Below are 16356 nucleotides of genomic sequence, written 5' to 3'. Positions count from 1 at the left end.
TTAATACCTCGGCTTTCTGTTTTGTATTTCTTCTAAAAACTGCAAGTAATGTTCATATCTATAAGAAGGAATCTCCCCTTCTTCTACCGCAGCTTTAACCGCGCACTTTGGTTCTTTGTTGTGTAAGCATCCTCTAAATTTACAGTACTCTCCGTGCTCACGCATTTCAGGAAAACAATCCGGAAGTTCATCATATTCTAGGTCTTGAAATTCAAGAGAACTAAAACCAGGCGTATCCGCAATAAGCCCTCCGTACATTTCAATGAGCTCCACGTGACGTGTTGTATGCTTCCCTCGACCAAGGCTTTTTGAAATGTCATTCGTTTCAAGGTCTAAATGAGGCTTTAGGGCGTTTAACATTGAAGACTTTCCTACACCAGATTGTCCAGCAATAACGGTGGTTTTCCTTTCAAGGTAAGGCGTAATTCCCAATAGACCATCCTCTTCTTTTGAAGAGCCCACAATCACTGTGTACCCCAATTTCTCATAGTCTTCCTTGTATGACTCCAATTTCTCAAGCTCCTCATCATCGACAAGGTCTGTCTTCGTTAATACAATCATTGGTGTAATATTTTTCGATTCGATCAAGACTAGAAATCGATCCATTAAAATCGTACGAAACTCAGGCTCTACAACTGATGCTACAATCATCGCTTGATCAATATTCGCTATAGGTGGTCGAACTAACTCATTTTTTCTTTCGTCAATTTCAAGGATATATCCTTCTTCATTCTCATCCATCTCAAAAGATACGTTGTCACCTACAAGCGGAGTGATTTTCCTCTTACGGAAATTCCCTCGCCCTTTACACGGATAAACAGAATTTCCATCCTGAACGTAATAAAAACCACTAAGCGCTTTTACAATCTTACCCTTTAACATCTATTCAGCTTCACCTTCTTCATATGGTACCTCTTCTTCTTTCACCGTCTCACCATCTACCTCTACCCTGTAGTAAGCAGTTGAACCTTGTTTCACTCGAAGGGGTATGGTGAATTCTTTTGTCTGATTTATGGTTTCGTCTATATAAGGAGTATCCACATCTTCATTTTCATCATCAATATAAATTTTAACCGTTTTTTCAATAGGTTCTTGTTGATCCGCGTTTTCTTCCCCAATGTTATCTTGAGGTTGCTCATCTTCTTGAGATTCATTTTGTTCGACTTCAACGGTGTATTTTCTACTAATAGTTCTATAAGTTGGGGGTTCCTGACCTTTAGAGACCCATACCCTCATATTCGACCCTATATCCACTTCTTCATTGGCAGTTGGCTGCTGACGAATAATTCGACCTTTGGGAACTGATGAATTAAACTCTTGTCCAGCTTCTTCGAGCGAAAAGTTATTTCCTAAAGTTGACTCTGCTTCTGGAATCGTGCTCCCGGTGACATCTGGTACATCCACTTGTTCAGGACCACTACTAACCACCAACACAACAGACGTTTCTTCCGGAAGGACCATATCTCCAGCTCCTGGAGTAAGATTGGAGATGATTATCCCTTCTTGAACGTCAGATGAATTCTCTCGGTTAAGATAAACTTTCTTATACCCTTTCTCTTCCAATTCTTTCTTAACTTTCTCGAAAGAAGCCCCGGCATAATCCTTAAACTCCTCTTTTTTCTTACCAAGACTTGAGAAAACGGTAATTTCTGAACCTTCTTTCACAGTGGATCCTTCTTCAGGATTGGTTCTAATGACTTTTCCTTCTTCTACTTCAGAGGAATTAATAGCCTCGCGATTTACTTTCAAGTTAAGCTCCATTAACTGACTAAGCGCTTCCTCATACTCTAGTCCTCTTACATCAATCACTTCTACATCATCAGGAATCATAAGGGCAGGAATAAGAAATAACGCCAAAGCACCTGCTCCAATTAACGTAAATAAAATCCCAAAAACCCATCCTTTCCACTTCCGCTTCTTTTTAGGCGTTGGTGGCTGTTCGGGGTCAGTGTTAACCTCCGTATGATCCGTCTGATGTATAATCGTATCATCTGTACGCTCAGAGTTATAAGCATCATTCGTTATAATCGGTATTGCTTTCGTTACTTCTTCATCATCATCCAAAGGAACGGTAAATTTCGCTTCATCTTGCCTTTCGGGCAAAAGAGCAGTATCTAAGTCTTCATCGATTTCAGATATGTCATCATAACGATGAAATGGATCTTTGGCTGTTGCTTTTAATACAATATTTTCTACACTTTGAGGTACTTGTGGATTCCATCTTTTCATAGAAGGAGTCTCACTTTGAAGATGCTTCAAAGCAATAGACACAGGTGACTGACCCGAAAATGGAAGTCGTCCAGTCAACATCTCAAATAAAACAATTCCAATCGAATATATGTCTGATTTCTTAGTTGCCATACCTCCCCTAGCTTGTTCAGGAGATAAGTAGTGCACAGAACCTAATACTGAATTGGTTTGGGTTAAGGACGTAGCACTTAAAGCCATAGCAATCCCGAAATCAGTTACTTTCACTTGTTTATATTCATCAATCAATATGTTTTGAGGTTTAATATCCCTGTGCACGATATGGTTATCATGGGCATGTGTGATGGCTGCTGTAATTTGCTTAGTAATATCAAGTGATTCTTGAACATCTAGTGGTCCGTATGACTGTATGTATTGTTTTAAAGTCATTCCATCAACATATTCCATGACCATGTAGTAAATGTGTTCTTCTTCTCCGACATCGTATATATTTACAATGTTCGGATGAGACAAGCTTGTAGCCGAATGAGCTTCTCTTCGAAACCTTGCAATAAATTCATCATCATTTGCGTATTCCAAGCGAAGTACTTTAATTGCCACATCTCGGTTTAAAATCGTATCACGGCCTAGGTATACATTGGCCATTCCTCCGCCACCAATGGTTTCCCGGATTTCATAGCGGTCATTTAAAAGGTGTCCCTTAAGCATTAAGACACACCCTCTTCCGTCGGCGCATCATGATGAACGAGCACTAACGAAATGTTATCTTCTCCCCCACGCTCATTCGCAATGGTGACAAGTTTTTCAGCAGCTTTTTCAAGCGGGAGTGGCTCTTGAACGAATTCAACCAGTTCATCTTCCATCATTTTATTCGATAAACCATCTGAACAAAGTAATAACTTATCATCTTCTTCCCAGATCACCGTATTAATATCCACACTCGTTTCAGACTCTGTTCCAAGTGCCTTTAATAATACATTCTTCCTAGGGTGATGTTCAGCATCTTCACGGGTAATCTGACCAGCTCTTACAAGTTCATTCACCAACGAATGATCTTCAGTTACTTGCTTAAAACCGAATTCATTTGACAAATAACAGCGACTATCGCCTATATGAGCTACAGATACAAATTCCTCTGTACAAATGGCGGCTACAATCGTTGTTCCCATTCCCTGGCATTCTTCATGGTTCAAGGCATACTGAAATAATTCTTGATTAACATTTTTAATCGTATTCTTAAGCCAATCCTCTGCCTCTTCTGCTGTTTGAATAGGATGAGCGTCAAGCCACTTATTATGTAAAGAGGTCGTCGCTATATTACTCGCTACGTCTCCTGCTCGATGTCCACCCATCCCATCTGCTACAACTGCTAACACTTGATTGTTTCGGTTAAAGAAAATTCCCCCAGAGTCCTCATTATGGCTACGAACCTGTCCTTTGTCCGTCAAAAAATAACCATTCAAGGGTTTCACCTCGCCTCTTATTTAAGCTGAATGTGATAATAACTAAATGATAAATCGATTGACCATTCATTCTCTTTGGAAACGGCATTCTTATCTATCACTATAATAGGAACATGCCCTATTATAAAAGAACAGACCCCAATGTTCTATTTTGTACAATGGGGTTATGTTGCTCTTACTCTAAATTCACGTAAAGTGTCTTAAAAAACGGTTATCGTTCACAAGATCCAAAAAATCATTCTCTTAAGAAAATGTTCTATCTAAACAAAGTCAAATAAGAACATCCAAAACACTTTTATCCTTTACGCTTTAATCTTGTTAAGAAGAAACCATCTGTATCAAAGTCTTGTGGAAATAGTTGAAGACCCCACTCACTTAGACCTGGTAGATTTTTACAATCTTCAGGTAGATCGTTAAAGAAGTCCTTGTCCACTTCAAATTCCTGATGGCTACTTAAGAAATCTTGTATAACTTCTTCATTTTCTTGGCGGTCTACTGTACATGTACTATATACTAGTGTACCATTTTTTTTCATTAATGAACTGACTGATTCAAGCAACTCTTTCTGTATAGTTGAGAGAGAAGCAATATCATCTTCAGTTTTGGAGTACTTAATGTCTGGTTTACCCCTGACTACACCAAGGCCAGAACAAGGAGCATCTAATAATACACGGTCAAATGTTTCAGCACCGATTAACTCAGGCAGGTGCCTTGCATCAGCTTGTGCAGTTGAAATATTCGTTAAACCTAGCTGTTCCGCCTTCTCTGCTACAAGCTTTACCTTTTTCTTGTGAAGATCAAAAGAAGCAACTTGCCCAGTGTTATTCATCTTCTCAGCAATATGGGTTGACTTTCCGCCTGGTGCGCTACAAGAATCCAGAACATGCAATCCTTCCTGAAGCCCCATCATCTCAGCCACGAGCATTGAACTTTCGTCCTGAACGGTTATCCCGCCTTCTTTAAAGATGCTATGACGAAGGATGTTACCTGAAAAGATGATAATTCCTTGTGGTGACAAAGCAGAGGCTTCTACATCAAAACCATCCTCTTGTAACGTCTCCATCACCTGACTCCGTGTATAGCGAGTCGTATTAACTCGAACAGACATTGTTGGTCGCTCAAGGTTCTTATGACACATTCTCGCCGTTTCTTCAAGACCATACATATTACTCCAGCGTTCTACCATCCATTTTGGATGACTTGTCTCTACTGCTACACGCTCAACAGGGTCCTCGATCTCATCAAGGGAAGGTACTCCATTACGTTGCAGGTTACGTAGCACACCATTTACCATAGATACAATGCCTTTATGTCCTCGCTTTTTTGCAATTTCTACTGCTTCATGAATAATAGCGTGATCAGGCACACGTTCTAAGTAAACCATCTGATAACTTGACATATAAAGTAGCCAAAGTACCCAAGGCTTTAACTTCTTCTTATTCTTAACAAAGGGTGTGATGTAGTAATCTAAAGTATCTTTGCGCTGCACGGTTCCGTAAACAATCTCTGTAAGTAGAGAGGTGTCACGGTCTGACAACCCTCTCTTTTCTATGGTTTGATTAATTAAGAGGTGGCTATACCCTCCGTTTTCACCAACGCGAGTAACAATATCTAGTGCTGCATTTCTTAAGGCCATCTCACTCATTAGCTTCACCTAAGACATAGCCCACTTTAAGAGACTGACCAGCTCCACGTAAGAAATCGCCAGCAGCCATTCGCTTTTTCCCTGATGGTTGAATATCCGTTAACTTAATACCATTACCATCTCCACAAGTAACAACAAATCCATCTTCATCTAAACGAACAACTTCTCCGGGGCTTCCTTTAAAGGAGTCTTGTACTTTCACTCCCCACCATACTTTCAATGGTTTATTATTCCATGTTGTAAAAGCAACAGGCCAAGGGTGTAAACCGCGAATATGGTTATAAACCGTTTGTGCGTCATTATTCCAATCAATTCGCTCTTGCTCTCGCTTAATATTAGAAGCGAAGGTTACTTTACTTTCTTCTTGCTTAACGGGAGTAATAGCACCATTAAGTAAATCAGGTAATGTGTCATGTAAAAGAGCTGCACCGACTTCTGAAAGTTTATCGTGAAGGGTTCCAACATGATCTTCTTCTTCAATCGATACACGACGTTGACTCAGGATATCCCCTGCGTCTAATGCTTCTACCATATACATAATTGTAATCCCGGTTTCTTTCTTCCCTTGAAGGATTGAATAATGAATGGGCGCTCCTCCTCTAAGTTCTGGAAGGATGGAGGCATGTACGTTTATACACCCGTACTCAGGCACCTCTAATAATTCTTTTGGGAGGATTTGACCAAATGCAGCTGTGACAATTAGGTCGGGATGGTATTCTAAAACATCCTCATACTCATGCTTAATTTTCTCTGGTTGCAATACCGGAATGTCGTGACGGTTCGCCTCAACTTTAACCGGAGGTGGTGTCATCTCTCTCTTTCGACCTTTAGGGCGATCTGGTTGGGTGACAACTGCCACCACATTATATTGATCTTTAATTAATTGTTGTAAAACAGGTACGGCAAAATCAGGCGTCCCCATAAAAACGATACGCTTCATATCAACATATCTCCTTTCTTACATTAGCTGGTACGGTTGAAAATCGATTGTGAGCTGCAAATCCTTTTGTTGAATAGCGTCCTCATGTATTTGAAATAGTCGATTCATGACCTTGTGTAATGTAGGTTCATTTCTGTATTTTATCATGCATTGATACCGATATCTATCTTTGATCCGGGTGAGCGGTGATGGTGTCGGTCCTAAAATAATGGCCTGGTCCGAAAGATGATCACGTAAAAACTGTACAACTTTCTGTGTAACATCCATTGTGTACAAATGATTTGGATGGGAAACAGTGAGCAATGTTAAAAAGTAGTACGGAGGGTACCGGAACGTTTTCCGCATCTTCATTTCTTTCTTATAAAACGACTCGAAATCGTACTGACTCGCCATCTCAATGCTGTAATGTTCAGGAGTATAACTTTGTACAATTACCTCACCAGGCAATGTATGCCTACCAGCTCGCCCACTAACTTGAGTTAAAAGTTGAAACGTCTTCTCAGATGACCGGAAATCCGGGAGGTGCAATAGCGAATCTGCTGCTAACACACCAACAAGCGTAACATTGCCAAAGTCGAGTCCTTTCGCAATCATCTGTGTACCTAGTAATATATCCGCTTCTTTCTCTGCAAATTTCGTCAAAAGTCTCTCGTGTGCGCCCTTACGACGTGTGGTATCTACATCCATTCGTATGATTCTTGCATCTGGAATAAGTTGGTTAAGAGACTCTTCCACTTTCTGAGTTCCTGTACCAAAGTAACGAATCGTGTCGCTCTCACAGCTTGGACAAGTGGTAGGCATTGATTCCTCATGAGAACAATAATGACACTTCAATCGCTCTGCTTTTCGATGATACGTCAAAGCAATATCACAGTGAGGGCATTCTTTCACTTCACCACAGTCGCGGCACATAACGAAAGTTGAGTAACCCCGTCTATTCAGAAACAGCACAACTTGTTCTCCCTTTTGAATACGATCTTCAATTTTCTCTCGAAGTTGTATAGAAAACATGGATCTGTTCCCTGCATGTAATTCCTTTCTCATATCAACAAGTTCCACTTCAGGCATACTCGCATTGTTCATTCGTTTTTTTAATGTAAGAAGTTTATAGACGTCTTTTTGTGCTCTTGCAAAAGACTCAAGTGTTGGTGTGGCACTGCCAAGTACAACAGGGCAGTGATGATATTTCCCACGTTCGATCGCTACATCCCGTGCATGGTACCTTGGGTAGTCTTCTTGTTTATAACTGGATTCATGTTCTTCATCAATGATGATAATCCCAATATTCTCAAAAGGAGCAAAGATTGCAGAACGAGCACCAACTACAACCTGCACTTCCTTTCGTTGAATTTTTCTCCATTCGTCAAACTTTTCTCCAGCAGATAGGGCACTATGTAATACAGCGACTCTTGACCCAAAGCGTCCTTTAAATCGCTCCACCATTTGTGGGGTAAGAGCAATTTCAGGCACTAGCACAATAGCTTCCCTTCCATCATCGAGTACTTGTTGGATAGATTGGAGATACACTTCCGTTTTACCACTTCCGGTTACGCCATGAAGAAGGAAAGGAACATGGCGCTTCTCTTCAATGGAAGCAAGAACAGGCTCGATTGCCTCTTGTTGTTCTTCTGTTAACGGAAATGGTGAAGTACGCTCATATTCTCGTTGTTGATAAGGATCCCGGTAAACTTCTTTATAAACAGTTTTTAAAATTTCTTTGTCAAGTAAGGGTTTCAAGGATGCTCTTGTCGTTTTTAGCTCTTCTAATAATTTCTTCTGTAAAGCTTCATCTGGATATTCAATAAAATAGGCCAGAATCAAGCGTTGTTTCTTAGCCTGTTTGGGCGTGTCATGATAGATCTCTTCTAAGCGGTGTGGAGGAATATTCGGAACGATATAGGTTTCTTTTTTCTTCGTTTCCTTTCCTTTCACTTTATAATGAACCTCTACTAATCCTTCATGGATGCGCTTTTGGATTTGGGAGTAGGACAAAGAAGAAGCTTCAATCTCCTCATATGGTATAACACCCCGTCCAGCGAACAAACTCTCTAGATCTTCTGTTAATTCTTCATGTTCAGCTAGCAGCCACAGCTCTTTCTCATATTTGGCTTTGAGTAGTTGTGGTAGCATAGCCTGATAGGCAGAAACGTAAAAACAAAGCGTTGTCTCTGAAATCCACCTTCCTAGTTGAATAAGCTCATGAGTTAAGACAGGGGTCAAATCCATAACGTCTTGAATTTTTTTCAATCGTGTAAAGCTTGTTTGGTCTGTAACTTCTAATACAAAACCCATGATTTTACGAGGACCAAATGGAATAATGACCCTCATACCCGGAGATACAACGCCTAATAAAGAGTCAGGTATTTTATAATCAAATGGTCTGTTTGTTTGGCTTGTAGGTACATCCACTATAACTCGAGCTATGTTCACGTACGACCATCCTTCAGCTCATTAGCTACTTGTATGAGAATCTGATAAGCCACATCTTCTTTAGACTGAAGAGGCAGATTCCATTCCAAACCATCTTTATTCAGATAAGTAACAACATTTGTATCAGTTCCGAAACCAGCACCTGCTTCAGAAACATTATTTACAACGATGGCGTCTGCATTCTTCTTAACTAGTTTTTGCTTTGCATAAGTAATCGGTTCAGTCGTTTCAGCCGCAAACCCGACTACAAACTGATTCGTTTTAACCTTACCAATTTCACCTAATATATCTGTTGTTCGCGCCATCTCGATTGATAAAGAACCCTCTTTCTTCTTCATCTTTTGGTCTAACGGGTTTGCAGGACGATAATCTGCTACGGCAGCTGTTTTAATGATAATATCCGATTTCGGAAGCTCTCTCATAACGGCTTCATACATATCATGAGCAGACTCCGTTTGGATGACCTCAACTCCAATAGGCGCATCAATGGAAACTGGACCTGAAATAAGTGTAACGTCAGCACCTAGCTCCTTGGCTTTCCTGGCAAAAGCATACCCCATTTTCCCTGTTGAGAAGTTTGTGAAAAATCGAACTGGATCAACCCGTTCTCTAGTTGGGCCAGCCGTAACAACCACACGTTCCCCTTTTAATGGAAGGAAAGGGCTCACTTGTTCCTCTAACACGGAAACGATCGTTTCAGGTTCTTCTAATCGACCTTTCCCCACATAACCGCAAGCCAAATACCCTTCACCAGGCTCTATGAATTGGTAACCATAGGCTTCTAGTCTTTTTAAGTTCTCTTGTACGGCAGGATGGGCGTACATATGAACATTCATTGCAGGCGCTATATAAACAGGCGCTTCACTAGCCAATAGTGTCGTTGTGAGCATATCATCTGCGATTCCATTTGCGACTTTACCTAAAAGATTTGCAGTAGCAGGAGCAAGAACAATTAAATCAGCCCAGTCCGCTACATCAATATGTGATATTTGTTCAGGGATTTTTTCATCAAATGTATCTGTGTAAACCGGGTTTCGTGATAAAGCTTGAAACGTTAGCGGCGTAACAAACTCTTGGGCACTACTTGTCATAATGACAGTAACGTCAGCCCCAGCCTGAACAAGTTTGCTCGTTAAGGCACAAGCTTTATAAGCAGCGATCCCACCTGAAACACCTAGGACGACTTTCTTTCCTTTTAACATGATTATCCCATCCTTCCCATCTACATAAAAATAACAACCTTGGTAAGGTTGTTATTCTTCGTGTTTATAATGCAATTTGCCTTCTTTGATTTCCTCAAGCGCAATGCCGACGTATTTTTTTGAGTCAAATGAGTCAATTAAATACTTGTTCGTTTCTTGCATTTGACGAGCTCTGCGAGCAGATATTGTTACTAGGGTATACTTAGAATTAATGGTTTCCATTAGGGAATCGATGGACGGTTCTAACATCATGATTCATCACGCTCCAATGCTTGTTTATATTGTTTTGCTACACGGTCACGTTTGCAGTGTTCACTTCTGACAATGGATTGAACCGTATCTACCGCACGGTCAATTTGATCATTTACAACAACATAATCATAATAATCCATCATTTCAATTTCCTCTTTAGCCGCTGCTAAACGATTTCGTACTAATTCTTCTGTTTCAGTCCCACGACTAATAATTCGATCTTTAAGCTCTTCAAGACTTGGTGGGATCAAGAATACGAATACACCTTGCGGAAAGTTTTCTTTAACTTGTAAAGCCCCTTGAACTTCGATCTCAAGAAAAACATCGTTCCCTGATTCTAATTGTTGCTCCACATAATCTTTAGGTGTTCCATAATAATTTCCCACATATTGAGCATATTCAATCAACTTTTTATTCTCAATTAGTGTTTCAAATTCTTCTTTGCTTTTAAAGAAATAATCGACTCCATCTACTTCCCCTTCACGAGGGTTTCGTGTCGTCATAGAGATGGAGTATCTTAGGTCTGTATCTTTTTCAAAAAGAGACTTCCTTACTGTCCCCTTTCCAACTCCGGAAGGACCGGACAAAATAAATAAAATCCCTTTCTCATCTATCACAATAAAGCTCCTACCCTTCTTCTGACATATCGTCATGACTTGTGACACGTCCACCTACAGTTTCAGGCTGAACTGCCGATAAAACGACATGATCGCTGTCAGTTATAATTACCGCACGCGTCCTGCGGCCGTATGTAGCATCTACCAATTTATTATTATCCCGAGCAACGGTTATAATCCTTTTTATTGGTGCTGATTCTGGTGACACGATGGAAATGATACGATTTGCGGAAACTACGTTACCAAACCCGATATTGATTAGTCGTAAGCTCAATGTGGCTCCTCCTTCATCATCTAAAACCATTCAAGATTGTATATGAATACTATAATTATATGAAAAATTTTATGATAAACTCAATCATTATTCAACATTTTGTACTTGTTCTTTTATTTTTTCTATTTCGCTCTTTAATAATACTACCCATTCACTAATTTTTGAATCAGTTGATTTAGAGCCAATAGTATTCGTTTCCCTATTCATTTCTTGAACGATAAAATCAAGCTTACGTCCAATGGACTCGTTTAACTCTAATGTTGTAAAAAACTGTTCTGCATGACTATACAAACGAGTAATTTCCTCTGCAATATCACCTTTTTCAGCTAATATACCAACTTCATGGAGGAGTCGTGAATCCTCTCTAGGGAGGGCGGCTTGAGCATATTCTTCAATTTTCGCTTTTATACGCTCTCTCGTCTCATCAACAACGATTGGTCTTCGGCTTTTTAAATCATCCACAATTGAAAGAACCGTTTCTACGCGGTTTCTTAAATCTTGACGTAATGCATCCCCTTCTTGCACTCGCATAGATAGTACGTGCTCACTTGCTTCATCTATACAAGAAAGAATCATTGATTCCATACGATCTTCGTGTTCCTCTAACTCTTGAATAGTAAACAGATCTTCTAGCTTCGTCAAGACATTTATCGAAATTTCTTCAACCAATTCATATCGAGCCTTAGCTTCTCGAAGCTGCTTTATGTATTGATCTAGCAAGTCCCAGTCCGTTTTTACATTGCGTTTAGTTAAAGCATTTCCTTCAACTGTGATAAACACTTCAACTCGTCCTCTTGCGAAAGAAGACTGCAACCTTTTTTTTACTTTTTCTTCAAGGTAAAGGAGAGACCTTGGCATTTTTGGGGAAATGTCTAAAAAACGGTGATTCACAGCTTTAAGTTCTACCGTTACCGTTGTATCATCTAATGTTTTACTGCTTCTCCCATATCCAGTCATGCTTCTAACCATATCCATCACACCTATTATTACAAGATTATACCCATTTTAACATAACCCAGTCAGGATAAAAGAACTTGTACGTCATCAAAACAAAAACTGCCCTTTTTAAAGGGCAGTTCCTATGACAATTGACTATTAGTGAGCAGGGAAAAACACGAGTTGAATAGCAAATAATATTCCAAACAAGTATAGTAACCAAGAAACTTCTTTCCCTTTTCCGCTTACTACTTTTAGTAATGGGTAAGTGATAAAGCCCATTGCAATCCCTGTTGCAATACTAGAAGTAAGGGGCATCGTTAAAATGATAATGAAACTTGGAAATGCTTCGTCGAAACTCTTCCAATCAACACGAGACAACCCTTCCATCATAAAGCACCCTACAATAATTAGTACTGGTGCCGTTATAGCTGATACTCCAGAAATAGCTTGAATAAATGGAGAGAAGAACATAGAAAGGAAAAATAACCCTGCTATAACGAGAGAAGTTAGACCCGTACGCCCGCCTGCTGCGACGCCTGATGTTGATTCTACGTAAGCAGTAGATGGACTTGATCCAAATGTAGAACCTACCGTTGTTGCAATTGCATCTGCCATCAAAGCTGATTTAGCCTTAGGTAACTTTCCGTCCTTCATGAATCCAGCTTGTTCCGCCACACCCACAAGCGTACCTGTAGTATCAAAGATGGTTACCAATAAGAAAGCAAATACAACAGCGTAAAGACCTTCTGTAAATACTCCCGCTATATCCATTTCAAAGAATACCGGAGCCGGAGGCATTGAAACAACGCCGTTAAACGTAAGCTGACCTGTGAAGAAGGCAATAATCGCTGTAATAACAATTCCATAAAATAGAGCGCCCTTCACATTTCGAGCCATTAAGATTAGCGTAATAAACAATCCAGCTATTGATAAAAGCGTATTAGGGGCTTGAAGGTCACCGAGTGTTAAGAGCCCAGCTTCTCCTCCATCGACAATAATACCGCTAAATTGCAAACCTAAAAAGGCAATAAACAAGCCAATTCCTGATGTTATACCAAACTTTAATGAGTTCGGAATCGCTTCGATTAATTTCTCACGTAATCTTGTGAAACTGAGTAAAAGGAAGATCACACCCGCAATGAAAACCGCTCCAAACACAATGCTATAGGATAACCCATATTTCGTCACTACAGTAACAAAGTAAGCATTTAATCCCATTCCAGGAGCAATAGCAATTGGGTAGTTAGCTAATAATGCCATGAGAAGAGTACCTACAAGGGCTGAGATAATAGTTGCCATAAACACTTGTCCAGATGGTACCCCGGCATTTCCGAGTATAACCGGATTGACAAATATAATATAAACCATTGTTAGGAATGTTGTAATTCCTGCGTTGATTTCTGTTTTGATTGTCGTTTGGTTCTCTTGTAATTTAAAAAAACGATTCAACTACTTTCACCTGCTTTTCACGAATGATAATAACAAACATTGATAATAATATTCGTTTTTAGGATATATTTCAATACTAAATAACAATTTATTTAAGAAATTTATTAGTAAAGTGAGTATTAAGCTACATTTACAAAGACATTAGAAAACAAAAAAGCATCCTTCAATTGAAGAATGCTTGTAAAAGTACTACATTTATTTTTCAGAAAATCCCCATAGAATCGTCGGAACTGCACCTAATCCTGTTATAAAGATCCAATCTCGTAATGGCACGTCCATGGTATGGAATACAGGATGTAGAGGATCGTAGTAAATTACGACTAACATTAATAGGAGCGAAGATAGGACGGCACCAATTAAATAAATGTTTGAAAAAGGATTTCTGGCAAATATGGATCGTTCACTCCGACAATCAAATACGTGGATGAGCTGCGCAACTACTAACGTACTAAACGCAATTGTCTGGGCATATAACAATCTTTCCGGATCCCCTTGATACGCCATTATAAAAGCTATAAGAGTCACGATCCCAATCATAAACCCTCTTGATATAATTTTGAATCCTAACCCTCTGGCGAAGATCCCCTCTTTCGGATTTCTAGGGGCTCGCTTCATTACATCCCCCTCTGACCGATCAAGCCCAAGCGCCATAGCTGGTAATCCATCTGTTACGAGGTTCACCCATAGAATTTGAACTGGTACTAAAGGTAAAGGTAGAGCAAGTAGCATTGCAAGAAGCATGACCAATATTTCGCCTACATTGGAAGCTAATAAATACCGAATGAATTTCCTTATATTCTCGTAGATATTTCGTCCTTCTTGAATAGCTGACCGGATTGTAGCGAAATTATCATCAAGAAGGACTAATGAAGACGCCTCTTTTGCGACATCTGTTCCACTTTGTCCCATTGATATACCTATGTCACTCGCCTTAATGGCAGGTGCATCATTGACCCCATCCCCTGTCATAGCAACTACGTGCCCTTGCTTTTGAAAAGCTTGTACGATTCGCAATTTATGTTGAGGGGTAACTCGGGCAAAGACGTACGTTTCTTCTATTATTGACTCCAATTGATCGTCATTCATTGTTGAAAGTTTCGATCCTTCTATAACTCGGCCATTATCTGGCATTAATTCTAAGTCCCTCGCTATTGCTCGAGCAGTCATCGCATGATCGCCCGTAATCATAACGGTCTTTATCCCTGCTTGATGACACTCTTCAATGGCTCGCTTTACTTCTTTTCGAGGAGGATCAATAATACCTGTAATGCCGATAAAAGTTAAATCTTTTTCTAATTCGAAGTCGTTGTAAGATTGACCTTTTTTAAGTGGTTTACAACAAATTGCAATAGTGCGTAACGCCTGATCCGCCATATCACCAATCTTTAATTCAACCAACTGTGTATCCTCTTGCTTTAATGGCCGTTTGCCCATAGATGAATAAATCGATGTGCTTCTTGGTAACAAAACATCTGGTGCACCTTTCACAATAACCAAGCGTTCACCATTTTGATGCTCAACAACTACAGACATGCGCTTACGATCTGAGTCAAAAGGAATTTCATATGTTATTTCCCATTCTGCTAAATTTTCTTCTGTAATCCCTGCTTTCTTGCCCACCACTCGTAAAGCGCCCTCAGTTGGGTCCCCGTTTACAACATACCGATCTTCCTTACGCAAAACTCTAGCATGATTACATAACGAACCATAAAGAAGCATGCGACTTACTCCGGGGATGTCTTTTACGTTTACTTCATCCTTTCTTCCATCAAAGAAAGCTCCATACGGATCATATCCTTCTCCAGTCACGTAAAAATGTTCATCTATTGTACTTACTTGCTTCACAGTCATTTGGTTTTCAGTCATTGTTCCCGTCTTGTCTGAACAGATGACAGAAGCACAGCCAAGTGTCTCAACAGCCGATAACTTTCTTACTATAGCCTTTTTCTTAATCATACGCTGAACACCTAGCGACAAAGCTACTGTTACAATTGCAGGTAACCCTTCTGGTATCGCCGCCACTGCCAAAGAAACACCAGCTAAAAACATTTCATACAATAGGTGACCACGGTATACACCTGCTATTACTACAAATGCTGTTAATAGAAGAGCAGTCACAATTAAAATCTTTCCTAATTCAGCTAGTTTTCTTTCAAGTGGAGTAGGCATACGATTAGTTTGGACGAGTAAAGAAGCGATTTGACCCATGGCCGTTTTCATCCCTGTTCCCACAACCACTCCAACTCCACTTCCCCTTGTAGCTAGAGTACCTGAGAAAACCATGTTACCTTGATCTCCTAATTCAACCTTTCCTTCTTTTAATTCATTCGTATGCTTTAATACAGGTAGTGATTCTCCAGTTAAAGAAGACTCTTCTACTTCAAGGCCTGATGCAGTGATTAAACGAAGGTCAGCGCTAATTCGATCTCCGCTCGTAACTTTAACAATATCTCCGACTACGAGCTCACGTGAATGCACCTTTTCCCAGTTTCCATCCCTCAAAACTTCTGCATGTGGTGCGGACAACTCCTTAAGCTTTGCTAGTGATTTCTCAGCCTTTTGCTCCTGAAAGAAACCAAGCAAAGCGTTAACAAATACAATTGCCATAATGGCAATCGCGTCCACATACTCCCCAAGTAATCCAGAAATAAGCGTTGCAGCCAAAAGAACAATAACCATAAAATCTTGAAATTGGCGGAAGAATAATAACAGGACGCTGACCGACTTTCCTTCTTCTAGTTCATTATGGCCTAGTTTCTTTAGACGTTCCTCTGCTTGCTTAGAAGAAAGGCCCAAGTTCATATCTACATCTAGCTTTCGTGCTAGATTCTCCAAATTATATTGATACCAATTCACGTAACATTCCTCCTGAACCTGAGAGTCTATGGTATATCTATTCAGACTCGTCCAAAAAAATGCTATAATCGGTATATTGTG

General features: G+C 40.0%; 13 protein-coding genes. All 13 read right to left on the bottom strand.

Annotated features, from left to right (window positions below):
* The 13 genes from rsgA to IMZ31_RS08225 all read right to left on the bottom strand — a co-directional run bounded on the left by rsgA (nucleotide 1) and on the right by IMZ31_RS08225 (nucleotide 16275).
* Nucleotides 1-882, bottom strand: a complete 882-nt coding sequence (gene rsgA / locus IMZ31_RS08285; protein ID WP_207530051.1) for a ribosome small subunit-dependent GTPase A — start codon at nucleotides 880-882, stop codon at nucleotides 1-3.
* Nucleotides 883-2916: a Stk1 family PASTA domain-containing Ser/Thr kinase gene (gene pknB / locus IMZ31_RS08280; protein ID WP_207530050.1), complete on the bottom strand. Its 2034-nt coding sequence runs from the start codon at nucleotides 2914-2916 to the stop codon at nucleotides 883-885.
* Entirely contained in the window at nucleotides 2916-3671 is a 756-nt protein-coding gene (locus IMZ31_RS08275) for a Stp1/IreP family PP2C-type Ser/Thr phosphatase (protein ID WP_207530049.1), read from the bottom strand. Before IMZ31_RS08275 ends, pknB begins: the two co-directional genes overlap by 1 nt.
* Before the next feature lie 295 nt (nucleotides 3672-3966).
* The gene (gene rsmB / locus IMZ31_RS08270; protein WP_207530048.1) at nucleotides 3967-5316 is read right to left on the bottom strand and encodes a 16S rRNA (cytosine(967)-C(5))-methyltransferase RsmB; all 1350 of its coding nucleotides are present in this window, start codon (nucleotides 5314-5316) and stop codon (nucleotides 3967-3969) included.
* A complete protein-coding gene (gene fmt / locus IMZ31_RS08265; RefSeq protein WP_207530047.1) occupies nucleotides 5309-6256 on the bottom strand; it encodes a methionyl-tRNA formyltransferase in 948 nt (315 codons plus the stop codon). The genes rsmB and fmt overlap by 8 nt, the downstream gene beginning before the upstream one ends.
* 18 nt (nucleotides 6257-6274) lie before the next feature.
* Complete coding sequence (gene priA / locus IMZ31_RS08260) at nucleotides 6275-8686, bottom strand: primosomal protein N' (RefSeq protein WP_207530046.1); 2412 nt, start codon at nucleotides 8684-8686, stop codon at nucleotides 6275-6277.
* Nucleotides 8683-9888 (bottom strand): bifunctional phosphopantothenoylcysteine decarboxylase/phosphopantothenate--cysteine ligase CoaBC, encoded by a 1206-nt coding sequence (coaBC, locus tag IMZ31_RS08255; RefSeq protein ID WP_207530045.1) that lies wholly within the window; start codon nucleotides 9886-9888, stop codon nucleotides 8683-8685. Before coaBC ends, priA begins: the two co-directional genes overlap by 4 nt.
* 51 nt (nucleotides 9889-9939) lie before the next feature.
* Entirely contained in the window at nucleotides 9940-10140 is a 201-nt protein-coding gene (rpoZ, locus tag IMZ31_RS08250; protein WP_084599247.1) for a DNA-directed RNA polymerase subunit omega, read from the bottom strand.
* A complete protein-coding gene (gmk, locus tag IMZ31_RS08245; RefSeq protein WP_207530044.1) occupies nucleotides 10137-10757 on the bottom strand; it encodes a guanylate kinase in 621 nt (206 codons plus the stop codon). The genes rpoZ and gmk overlap by 4 nt, the downstream gene beginning before the upstream one ends.
* Nucleotides 10758-10767: 10 nt before the next feature.
* Complete coding sequence (gene remA / locus IMZ31_RS08240) at nucleotides 10768-11031, bottom strand: extracellular matrix/biofilm regulator RemA (RefSeq protein WP_036778562.1); 264 nt, start codon at nucleotides 11029-11031, stop codon at nucleotides 10768-10770.
* Nucleotides 11032-11118: 87 nt separating this feature from the next.
* Nucleotides 11119-12000: a YicC/YloC family endoribonuclease gene (locus tag IMZ31_RS08235; protein WP_207530043.1), complete on the bottom strand. Its 882-nt coding sequence runs from the start codon at nucleotides 11998-12000 to the stop codon at nucleotides 11119-11121.
* A gap of 126 nt (nucleotides 12001-12126) precedes the next feature.
* On the bottom strand, nucleotides 12127-13419 hold the full coding sequence (locus IMZ31_RS08230) for an NCS2 family permease (protein ID WP_207530042.1): 1293 nt from the start codon (nucleotides 13417-13419) through the stop codon (nucleotides 12127-12129).
* A gap of 195 nt (nucleotides 13420-13614) precedes the next feature.
* Nucleotides 13615-16275 carry a calcium-translocating P-type ATPase, SERCA-type gene (locus tag IMZ31_RS08225; RefSeq protein WP_207530041.1) on the bottom strand — a complete coding sequence of 887 codons (2661 nt, stop codon included), beginning with the start codon at nucleotides 16273-16275 and terminating at the stop codon, nucleotides 13615-13617.
* Nucleotides 16276-16356 lie beyond the last annotated feature (81 nt).

The sequence above is a fragment of the Pontibacillus sp. ALD_SL1 genome (assembly GCF_017355605.1).
The sequence above is the reverse complement of the archived record's forward strand: the minus strand, read 5'-3'. Positions and strand labels throughout refer to the sequence as shown.

What these genes read in the sequence shown, in the direction of transcription:
- coaBC (WP_207530045.1), bottom strand. Translation starts at nt 9,888, where the DNA reads ATGTTAAAAGGAAAGAAAGTCGTCCTAGGTGTTTCAGGTGGGATCGCT.
- pknB (WP_207530050.1), bottom strand. Translation starts at nt 2,916, where the DNA reads ATGCTTAAGGGACACCTTTTAAATGACCGCTATGAAATCCGGGAAACC.
- rsgA (WP_207530051.1), bottom strand. Translation starts at nt 882, where the DNA reads ATGTTAAAGGGTAAGATTGTAAAAGCGCTTAGTGGTTTTTATTACGTT.
- IMZ31_RS08235 (WP_207530043.1), bottom strand. Translation starts at nt 12,000, where the DNA reads ATGGTTAGAAGCATGACTGGATATGGGAGAAGCAGTAAAACATTAGAT.
- fmt (WP_207530047.1), bottom strand. Translation starts at nt 6,256, where the DNA reads ATGAAGCGTATCGTTTTTATGGGGACGCCTGATTTTGCCGTACCTGTT.
- rpoZ (WP_084599247.1), bottom strand. Translation starts at nt 10,140, where the DNA reads ATGATGTTAGAACCGTCCATCGATTCCCTAATGGAAACCATTAATTCT.
- rsmB (WP_207530048.1), bottom strand. Translation starts at nt 5,316, where the DNA reads ATGAGTGAGATGGCCTTAAGAAATGCAGCACTAGATATTGTTACTCGC.